We start from the raw sequence: 11831 nt of genomic DNA, 5'->3' as shown, positions 1-11831 counted from the left end.
CGCGGCGACGTCGCCCGCGTCGGACGTGCGCTCCTCCTCACGCCTCCGCGTCCGCGCCTCACCCTCGCGTGCGAGCGCGCGACTCGGCTAGCGTCCCGGCATGGAACGCCTCCGCGCCCCCGAGCTCGAGCCCGCCCGCGCCTGGCTCGGCACCACCCGCCCGCTGCGGCTCCGCGAGCTCCGCGGTCACGTCGTCATCCTCGACTTCTGGACCTCGTGCTGCGTCAACTGCATGCACGTGCTGCCGATCTTGCGGGACCTCGAGCGGCGCCACGCGGGTCGCCCGGTCGTCGTCATCGGCGTGCACTCGGCCAAGTTCCCCGGCGAGGCCCGCCCCGAGCGCGTCGCCGACGCGATCGCCCGCCACGACGTCGAGCACCCCGTGGTCGTCGACGACGGCCTGGCGATCTGGGAGCGCTACGCGATCCGCTCGTGGCCCACCCTCGTGGTCGTCGGCCCCGACGGCACGATCGCCGCCGTCGCCCCCGGCGAGCCCGATCCGGTCGCCCTCGACACCCTCGTGCGCGGGCTCCTGGCCGAGGCCGAGGCCCACGGCACCCTCGCCGCCGCGCCGCTGGCGATCCCCCGCGGCGACCCACCGCCGCCGCGTCCGCTGGCCTTCCCCGGCAAGCTGGCCGTCGCGCCCGACGGCCGGATCGCCGTCGCCGACTCCGGCCACCACCGCGTCCTCGTCCTCGCCCCCGACGGCGATGTCCAGCTCAGCATCGGCTCCGGCCGCCGCGGCCACCGCGACGCCGCCTTCGCCGACGCCCGCCTCGACGACCCCCAGGGCCTCGCCTGGGCCGACGACGGCGCCCTGTGGATCTGCGACGCCCGCAGCCACACCGTCCGCCGCGCCGACCTTTCACGGGGCCGTTTGGACACGGTCGCCGGGACAGGTTCCATGGGACATGTTCCGATCGCCAGCCCATCGCCGGCCCGGACCACCGCCCTGCGCTCGCCGTGGGACCTCACCGTCGTCGGCGAGCGCGTGCTCGTGTGCCTGGCCGGCTCGCACCAGCTCGGCGTGCTCGCGCCCGCCGGCGGCGGCGAGTACACGATCGACGCGCTGGCCGGCGACGGCCGCGAGGCGCTGGTCGACGGCTCGCCGCGGGTCGCCTGCTACGCCCAGCCGTCCGGCTTCGCGCGCGCCGGCGACCGCCTCTACGTCGCCGACAGCGAGACCTCGGCGATCCGCGAGTTCGACCTCGGCAGCGGCGAGACCCGCACCCTCGTCGGCGCCGGCCTGTTCGACTGGGGCAACGAGGACGGCCCGTTCGCCGCCGCGCGCCTGCAGCACCCGCTCGGCGTCGCCGTCACCGCCGCGGGCGACGTCCTCGTCGCCGACACCTTCAACGACCGTCTGCGCCGCCTCGACGTCCGCGCCGGCCTCGTCTCGACCCTGTCTCTCGAGACATGTAACGAGAGCCTGCGCGAACCCGGCGGCCTGGCCGTGCTCGCCGACGGCGACCTCCTCGTCGCCGACACCGGTCACCACCGCTTCGTCCGCCTCGCCGCCGACGGCCGCTTCAAGGCCGAGCTGGAGGTCCGCGGCGCGCCGGCCGTGCCCGAGCCCGACGAGCCGCCGCCCCCGTCGCTCGCCGCGGCCCCGGCCACGCGGTGGTTCGACCTCGTGCTGGAGCGAGCCCCGACCCTCGCCCCCGGCCGCGCGACCGCGACCCTGCGCCTGCTCGCGCCGGAGGGCTGGAAGTTCAACGCGGGCGCCCCGCAGCGCCTCACGCTCGAGGTGTCGCGCCGCTCCGATCTGGTCACAACCGCCGAGCGCATCACGCTTTCGGGACAGGACCGATCCGACATGTCCGTCGAGATCGACCTCGAGGTCGCCGAACTCCCGACAGCGGAGGTCCGCAGCGAGCTGCTCGTGCGCGTCGACAGCATGTTGTGCGGCGGCGACCCGGAGGTGTGCGCCCCCTCGCAGGCCTGGCTGCGGATCCCGCTGCTGCTCACCAGCGCAGGCGAGGCGGCGTTCCGCGTCGATCTGGCGCTCGCCGCCCCGGTCTGAGCGATCCCGCATCTCGCGCCCCTGCGCCTCGCCCGGTGCGCAGTCCGAATCGCGGTGCTAATGCTTTGCGGGATGTCCCGCCGCCTGCTGCTCCTGGCCCTCACGAGCGCCGCCTGCTTCTCCGACGATCCTCCGCAGCTCACCGCGACCGCCACCGGCGACGACAGCACCACCACCTCCACGAGCGGCACCACCACGGTCACGCCGACCACCGCCGAGCCGACCACCGAGGTGCCCACCACCTCCACGACCACCGGCACCACCGAGCCCGTCGACCCGACCACGACCACCGGCGACACCGACACCACCGGCGACACCGACACCACCGGCGAGCCGAACGACGACCCCTGTCAGGCCGCCAACCCCGAGTGCCCCGCGGGCCCGACGGGCATGCCCGGCGGCGGGCTCGAGGAGATCGATCGCTGCAACTTCCCGCTCGCGCGCGCCCCCGAGTGGGACAACCTCGCGCCGCTGGCCGACGCCCTCGCCGAGGCGCTGCCGACGGTCTCCATCGCCGACGTCCTGACCGATCTCGACAACACTGCCCTCGCCGCGCCCACCGTCCCCGGCGACGTCGAGTCGCTCGAGCTCGCGTTCCGCTGGGACGACGACGACTTCGACAAGTACTGGTGGCTCCCGCAGGGCGTCACCGGCACTGCAGACGGCTTCGACGACGGCGTCCTCGACGGTCGCCAGGCCCTGCTCGTCAGCTGGTGGTTCGACAAGGAGCTGGCCCAGTTCCCGGTCGACAAGGGCACGCGCGTCAGCCTGATCGACGTCACCGACGCCCCCGAATTCCGCCTGCGCCACATCCTCCTCGTCGAGCCCGTGGACGGCGATCCGGTCGACTTCCAGCCGATCCCGATCCGCCCCGGCGGCGTCGCCTGGTACGGCGACCTGCTCTACGTCACCGATCCGAACCAGGGCCTGCGCGTGTTCGACCTGTCGCGCCTGCTCGACGTCAACGCCGCCAAGGATCAGATCGGCTACGACGCCGATGCCCACGTCTGGTACGGCGGTCTCTACTCCTACGCGGCCATGCAGATCGGCGCCTACAAGCACGCCTCCGCCTGCGCCCCGCGCTTTTCGACCCTCGCCCTCGACCGCAGCGTGAGCCCGCCCGAGCTCGTCGTCGCCGAGTACGACGACGCCACCGCCGGCCGTGTCTTCTCCTGGCCGCTCGACCCCGCGACCGGTCGCCTGCCCTACGGCATCACCTGGGCCAACTCGGCCGCCTACACCGGCCAGAGCGAGATCCAGGGCGCCGCCCGTCGCCAGGGCACCTACTACCTGTCGAGCTCCTCCCCGCCCGGCGATCTCGGCGCGCTCTACGTCGTGCCCTCCGCCGGCCCCGCCGTCGCCCACGGCTGGATCGACACCCCCGAGGCCGTGATGCTCGACGGCGAGCGGATCTGGAGCCTGTCCGAAAAGTCAGGCGCCCGCTTCGTCTTCGCCGCCGCCCGCGCCGCCTACGAGTGAGCCGCGAGCGCCGACCAGTCGCGACCTGACACGGACGCCGACGCGCTCGCTACGCCGCCGACCTTCTATGGCGCCGCGCGGCGACACTGAGGTCATCGGCGCGACAGGTCCGTGACGCCCGTCGCTTGCGACCTGTGACAGCGCCGTCGCGTGCTCGCCCGCCCGCGCGCCAAATTGTCTCAGCCGGGCCCGGCGCGCGCCCATCTGCCACGCTTTCTCGCTGGCACGCCTGCTGCAACGACCTGGCGCACGTGTCTCCGGTGCTCCCCCGCCTCGTCCGCCCCGTCCTCGACGGCCTCAGCCTGTTGGTCTTCCTGCTCGCGCTCGCCTCGGCCGGCTGGCACGCCGTGACGACCTCCGGCTGCCTCGGCCCCAGCAACTTGTCGGCGACCCAGGACGTCGTGGTCGACGTCGCCGAGCGTCTACAGCGCCTCGAGTCCGAGCGTCCCGGCACCATCGACACCGTCCTCGCCAGCCCGCTCCCCACCTTGCGGCTGGCGAGCGTCGATCCGACGCACTCCCGCCTGGCGAGCCTCGACGGCTGGGACCGCCCGCTGGTGTTCACGCGCCTCGACGGACCGTGGCGGGTCGAGGTGCGCTCTCGCGGCTTCGACGGGCTCCTCCACACCGACGACGACGTGTACGCGCGGCTCGACCGCGACGGCCGGATCCGCGAGCGCCACGAGGTCGAACGCCCCCCCGAGTTCGACCTCGACGAGACCGGCCACGACGAGTGACATTTTCGGCCTCGCCCGAGTCCGGCGAATGCAATCACATGTCCCCCGGGACATCTCCACACTGACCGCGCTCGCAGGATCCGCGCGCAGCTCTGACCCGCTCAGCCGCCGGCCGAGCGCCCCGGCGTCCCGCCTCCCCGGCGCAGCGCCGCCGCGATCGCCCGCGGATCGAGGCGGAAGATCAGGTCCGTCTCGACGTACGGGCTGATCGCGCAGCCGTCGCCCGCGCGCGGGTGCGGCATCTCGAAGAACGCGCGGGCGAACCCGACCTCGCGCCCGTTCAGGTACGGACCTGCCCCCGAGGTCAGGTGACACGGCACCACCCAGCCCTCCGGCATCACCGTGGCGAAGTAGCGCCCGGCGTGGCAGTCCGCGCAGTCGTGGAAGCGCGGCGCCCGTCGCAACCTGCGCAAAAAGCCAGGTGACGCCCCGATCGGCAGCCCGCGCGCGCGCAGGCGCTCGAGCCGGTCGGCCACCTCGGCCAGCACCGTCGGCGTCAGGGCCGGGTGCAGCCCGGCCTCCGCGTCGAAGCACTCCTCGTGGGCCGGCTGGAAGTACGCCCACACCCCGAGCGACCCCGCCAGCTCCGCGACCTCCTCGATCCGCTCGAGGTTCCACGGCCCGACCACCGTGATCGTCGCCACCGACATCCCCAGCCCGCGCGCCTGCTCGATCGCCGCGATCACCCGCGCGTACGAGCCAGAGCGCCGGCGCACCAGGTCGTGCACCGGCTCCGGCCCGTCGAGCGACAGCACCACCATGTCGAGCAGCCCCGCCATGTCCTTCAGGACATTGCCCGTACGCCAGCCGTTGGTGTTCATCGAGGTGAAGCAGCCGGCCCGCTTGGCGTGGCCGACGATCCTCGGCGCGTCGCGGCGGAGCAGCGCCTCGCCGCCCGAGAAGCTGGCCCGCGCCATCCCGGCCGCCCGCAGCTCGTCGATGGCGGCGCAGAACTCGGCGTCGCTCATCTCCTCCGCCGCCCGCTCGGGGATCTCGCAGTACTCGCAGCGGAAGTTGCACCGGTGCGTGAGGATGAACGTGACGCTGAACGGCAGCGCCCGCCCGACCGCCCGCGCCGCCCCCAGTCGCACCAGGTCGCGCGCCTTCGCCAACGCCGTCACCCCGCCCCTCCCGCGCGCACATGTCCGCTCCGCCATGCCCTCGAGGACATGTCGCCGCTCGCTCCGCAGATCCGACCCTGCGCCTCCCGCCATGCTCTCAAGGACATGTCCTCACCCTGCCCCTCCCGGCGTCAGCGCGTAGATCGCCGCGCCGGTGACCAGCGCCAGCGTCCGGTGGCGGCGGCGGGCCGCGGCGGCGTCCGCCCGCCCGATCTGCCCGGCCCCGACGACCAGGCCCGCCGCCCCGCACAGGGCCGCCCACGGCCCGAGCAACAGCGCGGCCGCCAGCGAGCCCGCCAGCGCCAGCCCGCGGCCCGCGGCGGCCACGCCCGCGCGCCCGAGCCACTGCGCCGTCGTGTAAGAAGCCGCGCGGCGATCCTCGGCCTCGTCGGCGCGCTCGTGGACCAGCTGGTTCTGCAGCAGCAGCCCCGCGAACACGGCCGACATGCCCCAAAAGCCAGGCGTTCGCGGCGCGCCGACCAGCGCCAGCAGCGGCGCGAAGATGGCGACGTTCGCCAGCGTCCCGACCCCCGGCCAGCGCTTGAGCCGCGGACCCGCGCTATAGAACCCCCCCGCCGCCAGGCTCAGCGCCGCCGGCCCGAGCCCGCCGCTGCGGGCCGCCGCGACCGCCGCCAGCAGCCCGCAGGCGATCGCAGGCACCAGCGCCGCAGGCCCCACCGCCGCGCCGGCGAGCGGGTTCTTGCCGCGCCCGTCGCTGGCCCGGTCGGCGTGCGCGTTGAGCCCGTAGGCGCAGGCCAGGCACAGCGCGCCGGCCAGACAAGCCCAGAGGACAGGTCCGATCGGGCATGTCCCCGACAACATGTCCTGAAGCGGCGCTCCGGCCAGCGGCAGCGGCACGAAGTGGGCCCACTGCCCGGCCCGCAGCGCCCGCAGCCCGAGCACCAGCTGGCCCGCACGGCCCGGCCTGGCGCCGCCCGGGGCCCCGCTCGCGCGCTCGGTCCACGGGCGCTCGGAGTACGTCACGCCCGCCGACGATACCCCGCGGCGTCCGCCCGGTCACGCGGGCCGCTCGGTCGCTCCGCCGCCCGCGACCGCGGCAAGTCACGCAGCGCCTCGCCCGGTCCCGACGCCTGCGTCCCCGATCCCGGCCGGCACCGCCGGCTCGCCGCTCGCGCCCGAGTCTCGCGACCTCGGCGCGCAGACGTCGACGCTCACCGGCACGCCTCCGCCTCCTGGCTCAGGCACGTCGCCGTGTACGTGGCCCCGCGGACTCGCGGGCCCTGGCGGTGCAGCTTGAACTCGACGTTGGTCCCCCGGTCGGCGCACGGCACCGCGACCCCGGACTCCGGGTCGCTCACGATGGTCATGTCGTCGCGCTTGCTCGGCGTCAGCCCGCTCGGATCGGTGAGGATGACCGCGCACACCGAGCTGCCCGCGGGGACAGCCCACTCGTCCTCGCCGACCGGCTCGCACGCCGGCACGTTCGAGGCCTCGCCGTCGACGACCTGCTGGACCTTGCAGTCGGCCTCGAGCTCCTCCGTCTCGAGGTCGCGGTCGGCCACCATCGTCGAGCCGCACACCGGCGCGATCGCCAGCTCGATCTGGCGGGCGATGCCCTCGAGCGCCGAGGTGTAGTCGTCCTGGCAGATCGAGTAGAGGTTGCGCCGGTCGCCGGCGAACGCCTCCGCGACCGCCCGCTCGCGCACCGGCGGGACCGCGGTGCTGCCGCTGCCGTCGCTGTTGTTGACGCAGCCCGGGGCGATGCCGAAGTTCAGGTCCTGCTCCGAGCCCGGCTCCGCCTCGGCGTACGGGATCTCGGCGGAGCCGTCCTCGTAGCCCGCCGGCACGCCCGCGATCAGCGACACCAGCACCTCGCGGGTCGCATCGATGCGCTGCTTGTCGGCGCGGATCTCGCTCAGGAGGTCGACGTAGCGCGAGATCGGCCGCAGCACCGCCTCGCCGTCGGCCGCCCCGGGCTCGCCGTCGATCGAGAAGTTCTCGGGCTCGCAGGCGGCGTAGACCGGGCCGGGGCCGCTGCAGGCCACGCCCGCGTTCCAGCAGGCCGCGCTGGTCGGCGCCGGGCTGTCCAGGTCCTCCCAGAACGTCTTGTCGGTCATGAAGATGTCCTTGAAGGCAGGCTCGAACGAGCAGTCGGCCTCGTCGGTGACCAGCACCACCGACAGCAACGCGTCCTCGCGCATGAACCCGTAGTGGCCCTCCTTCGGCGAGAGCGCCTTCTTCAGCGCCAGGTACATCGACTCGAGCGGCTGCTCGTGGCCGCAGCCATTGATGCCCTGCGGTCCGAAGCAGGCGAACGCGTCGGCGACCGCCACGTCCGGGGGCAGGTTGGTGATGCCGTCGATGCTCTCGATCCACGGCCGCGCCCGCCGCTCCGGATCGAGGTCGGTGCTCGTCGGCACGATCGCCAGGTCAGCGCTCGCCAGGCCGCACACGTCGGTGCAGGCGAACGCGGCGTCGATGTCGTTGAACTTGAACGCGCCCTCGTCGAGCCGGTCGAGGCAGCTGCGCAGCACCAGGTCGCCGCCCTCGGGCGTGGTCATGCTTGCGTCGCAGCGCGGGTTGCCGCTGTCGGTGGTGGTCACGCCGATCCGGTAGTGCGCGCCCATCTCGTCGAGCCGGCGCGCGAACGCCTCGAAGTTGCGCGCCAGCCGGGCCTGCTCCTCGGCCATCGAGCCCGAGTTGTCGATGACGAACAGGATGTCGACGTCGCCGCCCACGTCGAGCCGGATCGGCACGTCGGGGTTCTCGAGCTTGCACAGCTCGACCTGCGTGATCGGGTGCTCGAGACAGGCGGTGAGGGCGATAGAGAGGAAGGGCAATACGGCTGCGGGGGACTTCATGATGCTTCGCTCCGTGGTCGGTTCCCCCCGGTTGCAAGCGGATAGCCGCGTTGATCTCCTTGAAGAAAATCGCCGTCGAGCACGGTCACGTCGGTCAACTCGATTGGCCAACCCGGTTGCCATGGCAACTTGGTTGCCGAGCGAAGCCTGCAGCCCCCACCCCACGCACAGTCGCCGGTCTGGTCGCACAAGAGCCGGTGATGCAGCCAGACCGCCACCCCAATGCCAACCGTGATGGCGACCGCCGTTCGCTCCCGACGCGCGTTTTCACGCAGCCAACAGGCCATGTCCCGATCAGCAAGACCGCTCCGACGAAGCTGTCCCTCGGGCCAGGCCGGTCGACGACCCGGCCTCTGCCACGTCGTGCCCACGGATCGTCGGCCTCGCACCCGCTCGCCCGCCGCGGCGCACCATGACCGCCCGCTGCGCCGACAGTCGTCGCGCTCGCCGTCCCGCACGTCGTGCGGCCGCATCACCCCGTCCAGCCCGGTCGCCCGCGGCGCGAGCGTCGATCTGATAGCATCGCCGGGCGGTGCGGCTCGCCTACCTCTCGCACTACTTCCCGCCCGAATCCAACGCCCCGGCCGCGCGCGTCCACGAGCTGTCGCGCGCGCTGGCGCGGGCCGGTCACGAGGTCCACGTCGTCACCGGCCAGCCGAACCACCCGCACGGCAAGATCTACCCCGGCTATCGCGCGGGCGAGTACCGCCGCGAGCGCGTCGACGGCATCGACGTCCACCGCGTGCCGACGCTGCCGGTCGCCAGCCGGGGCCTGCTCGAACGTGGCCTCGGGTACATGTCCCTTCCGACAGCTCAGGTCGCCCTCGGCGCGGCCCGCCTGCCGGCCGTCGACCTCGTGCTGGCGACCTCGCCGCAGATCCTCACCGGCGTCGCCGGGCTGGCGCTGGCCCGCCTGCGCCGCGTGCCGTTCGTGCTCGAGGTGCGCGACCTGTGGCCCGAGGGCATCGTCGCCGTCGGCGCGCTGCCGGGCGGCCACCCGATCGTCCGCGCGCTCGAGCTCGTCGAGCGCACGCTCTACCGCGGCGCGGCCGGCATCGTCTCGGTGACCGACGGCTTCGTCGACCACTTCGTCGCCCGCGGGGTCGCGCGCGAGCGCGTGGCGGTGGTCAAGAACGGCATCGACGCCGCCCTGTTCGACCCCGACGTCATCCCGGCCCCGCTGCGCGAGCAGCTGGCGATCCCGCGCGACGAGCTGCTGCTGCTCTACATCGGCACGATCGGCCTGCCGCAGGACGTCGGCCTGCTCGCCCGCGCCGCCGCGCTCGCCGGCGCCGGCGCTCGCTTCCACGTCGTCGTCGTCGGCCACGGCGTCGGCCACCAGGCGCTGGTCGACGAGGTCGCCGCCCTCGGCGTCGGCGCGCGCGTCCACGTGCTGCCGCCGGTGCCCCGACGCGACGTGCCCGGGCTCATCGCCGCCGCGGACGTCAGCGCCGTCGTGCTGCGCGACGAGCCGAGCTTCGCCCGCTACCTGCCCTCGAAGATCTTCGAGGCCATGGCGATGCGCCAGCCGATCCTCCTCGGCGTCCGCGGCGAGGCCCAGCGCCTGGTCGAAGGGTCAGGTGCGGGCCTCGCGTTCACGCCCGGCGATCCGGCCGACGCGGTCGCCAAGCTGCGCAGGTTCATCGAGCTCGGGCCCGAGGGCCGCCGGCGCATGGGCGAGGCGGCCCGCGCCCACGTGCTCGCCCACCACGACCGCGACCGGCAGGCCGACGACCTCGCCCGCTTCCTCGCCGGCCTGGCCCGGAGCCGGGCATGACGCACCCGCATCGCCCGCGCAGCGCGATCGGCCGCATGCTCGAGCGCGGCTCGGCCTACATCACCCACTGGTCGGGCAGCTCGTGGGCGTTCGCGCTGGCCCTGCTGACGATCGTCGTCTGGGTGGTGACCGGCCCGTTCTTCGGCTTCTCCGACACCTGGCAGCTCGTCATCAACACCGGCACCACCGTCGTCACCTTCCTGATGGTGTTCCTCATCCAGCGGGCCCAGAACAAGGAGTCGCTGGCGGTGCAGCTCAAGCTCAACGAGATCGTCGCGGCCCTCGAGGGCGCGTCGAACCGCCTCATCGACATCGAGAACCTGTCCGAGGCCGAGCTCGACGTCATCCACCGCCACTATCACAAGCTCGCCGAGATCGCGAAGCACGAGAGCGACATCCGCCGCTCCCACTCGATCGAGGAGGCCCGCCACCGCAGCCGCGCCGGCCACAAGTCGCGCCCGCGCCCCGCCGGAGCCCCGCCCGAGGCCGGCGCCGCGTGCGAACCCCCCGCGGGCCCGCGGCCGCCCGCATGAGGCCGTGAAGCGCGACCGCCCCCGATGCCCCGCGAGCGCGGAGGACATCGGAGGCGACCTGTGAGCGCTCCGCTGCGGCCGATCAGGCGGCCGACTTCGGCGCGTCCTGGATGTGCTTGATGATCTCGTCGCCGAACTCGCTGCACTTCTTCAGCGTCGCGCCCTCCATCATGCGATGGAAGTCGTACGTCACGGTCTTCGCCGCGATCGCGCGCTCGACCCCGAGGATGATGAGGTCCGCCGCCTCGTCCCAGCCCATGTAGCGGAACATCATCTCGCCCGAGAGGATGACCGAGCCCGGGTTGACCTTGTCCTGGCCGGCGTACTTCGGCGCGGTGCCGTGCGTGGCCTCGAAGATCGCGTGGCCGCTGACGTAGTTGATGTTGCCGCCGGGGGCGATGCCGATGCCGCCGACCTGGGCCGCGAGCGCGTCGGAGATGTAGTCGCCGTTGAGGTTGAGCGTGGCGACCACCGAGTACTCGTCGGGGCGGGTGAGGATCTGCTGCAGGAACGCGTCGGCGATCGCGTCCTTGATGACGAGCTTGTAGTCGCCGCGCTGGATCACCTGCCACGGCCCGCCGTCGAGGTCGACCGCGCCGTACTCCTTGCGCGCGAGGGCGTAGCCCCAGTCGCGGAAGCCGCCCTCGGTGAACTTCATGATGTTGCCCTTGTGGACCAGCGTGACGCTCGGCAGCTTGTACTGCAGCGCGTGGTTGATGGCCGCCCGCACGAGCCGCTCGGTGCCCTCGATCGACACCGGCTTGATCCCGAAGCCCGCCGTGTCGGGGAAGCGGACCTTCTTGTAGAGGGCCGGGAACGCCTCGGAGAACAGCTTCTTGAACTTCTCCGCGTCCTCGGTGCCCTGCTGGAATTCGATGCCCGCGTAGATGTCCTCGGTGTTCTCGCGGAAGATGACCATGTCGGTCGCCTCGGGCCGCTTGACCGGCGAGGGCACGCCGGCGAAGTACCGCACCGGGCGCAGGCAGGTGTAGAGGTCGAGGATCTGCCGCAGCGCGACGTTGAGGCTGCGGATGCCGCCGCCGACCGGGGTGGTCAACGGGCCCTTGATGCCGACGAGGTAGTCGCGGAACAGGTCGAGGGTCTCTTGCGGCAGCCAGTTGCCGGTCTGCTTGAACGCCTTCTCGCCGGCCAGCACCTCGCGCCAGGCGATCTGGCGCTTGCCGCCGTAGGCCCGCGCGACCGCAGCGTCGAACACGCGCACCGAGGCGGCCCAGATGTCGGGGCCCGTGCCGTCGCCCTCGATGAACGGGATGATCGGTTGGTCGGGGACCTGCAGGCCCTTGTCGCTCATTTTGATCGCTTCAGCCATCGCCCTGTC

9 protein-coding genes are annotated in these 11831 nt (G+C 73.2%); 5 read left to right on the top strand and 4 right to left on the bottom strand.

Annotation, left to right across the window (positions count from 1 at the left end; genetic code table 11):
* Nucleotides 1–100 precede the first annotated feature (100 nt).
* From K7C98_RS19035 to K7C98_RS19025, 3 genes are all read left to right on the top strand, one after another.
* Nucleotides 101–2023 carry a thioredoxin-like domain-containing protein gene (locus K7C98_RS19035; RefSeq protein WP_224193109.1) on the top strand — a complete coding sequence of 641 codons (1923 nt, stop codon included), beginning with the start codon at nt 101–103 and terminating at the stop codon, nt 2021–2023.
* A 72-nt stretch (nt 2024–2095) separates the two neighbouring features.
* Complete coding sequence (locus K7C98_RS19030; RefSeq protein ID WP_224193108.1) at nt 2096–3502, top strand: hypothetical protein; 1407 nt, start codon at nt 2096–2098, stop codon at nt 3500–3502.
* A gap of 260 nt (nt 3503–3762) precedes the next feature.
* Nucleotides 3763–4239, top strand: coding sequence for a hypothetical protein (locus K7C98_RS19025; protein ID WP_224193107.1), 477 nt, complete (start codon nt 3763–3765; stop codon nt 4237–4239).
* 101 nt (nt 4240–4340) lie between these two features.
* Here K7C98_RS19025 and K7C98_RS19020 read toward each other — a convergent pair whose 3' ends face one another.
* The 3 genes from K7C98_RS19020 to K7C98_RS19010 all read right to left on the bottom strand — a co-directional run bounded on the left by K7C98_RS19020 (nt 4341) and on the right by K7C98_RS19010 (nt 8182).
* A complete protein-coding gene (locus K7C98_RS19020) occupies nt 4341–5360 on the bottom strand; it encodes a radical SAM protein (RefSeq protein WP_224193106.1) in 1020 nt (339 codons plus the stop codon).
* A 111-nt stretch (nt 5361–5471) separates the two neighbouring features.
* A complete protein-coding gene (locus K7C98_RS19015) occupies nt 5472–6344 on the bottom strand; it encodes a UbiA family prenyltransferase (protein ID WP_224193105.1) in 873 nt (290 codons plus the stop codon).
* A 188-nt stretch (nt 6345–6532) separates the two neighbouring features.
* Entirely contained in the window at nt 6533–8182 is a 1650-nt protein-coding gene (locus K7C98_RS19010) for a vWA domain-containing protein (RefSeq protein WP_224193104.1), read from the bottom strand.
* A gap of 532 nt (nt 8183–8714) precedes the next feature.
* On the opposite strand from K7C98_RS19010, the gene K7C98_RS44875 reads away from it, so the two are divergent.
* Nucleotides 8715–9959 carry a glycosyltransferase family 4 protein gene (locus K7C98_RS44875; RefSeq protein WP_224193103.1) on the top strand — a complete coding sequence of 415 codons (1245 nt, stop codon included), beginning with the start codon at nt 8715–8717 and terminating at the stop codon, nt 9957–9959.
* A complete protein-coding gene (locus K7C98_RS19000) occupies nt 9956–10492 on the top strand; it encodes a low affinity iron permease family protein (protein ID WP_224193102.1) in 537 nt (178 codons plus the stop codon). The genes K7C98_RS44875 and K7C98_RS19000 overlap by 4 nt, the downstream gene beginning before the upstream one ends.
* An 82-nt stretch (nt 10493–10574) precedes the next feature.
* Here K7C98_RS19000 and icd read toward each other — a convergent pair whose 3' ends face one another.
* Nucleotides 10575–11822, bottom strand: coding sequence for an NADP-dependent isocitrate dehydrogenase (gene icd, locus K7C98_RS18995; protein WP_224193101.1), 1248 nt, complete (start codon nt 11820–11822; stop codon nt 10575–10577).
* Between the last annotated feature and the right edge of the window lie 9 nt (nt 11823–11831).

Source organism: Nannocystis pusilla (assembly GCF_020073745.1).
In the GTDB taxonomy this organism is placed as follows: Bacteria; Myxococcota_A; Polyangia; order Nannocystales; family Nannocystaceae; genus Nannocystis; species Nannocystis radixulma.
This window is presented reverse-complemented; position numbering and strand designations above follow the sequence as displayed.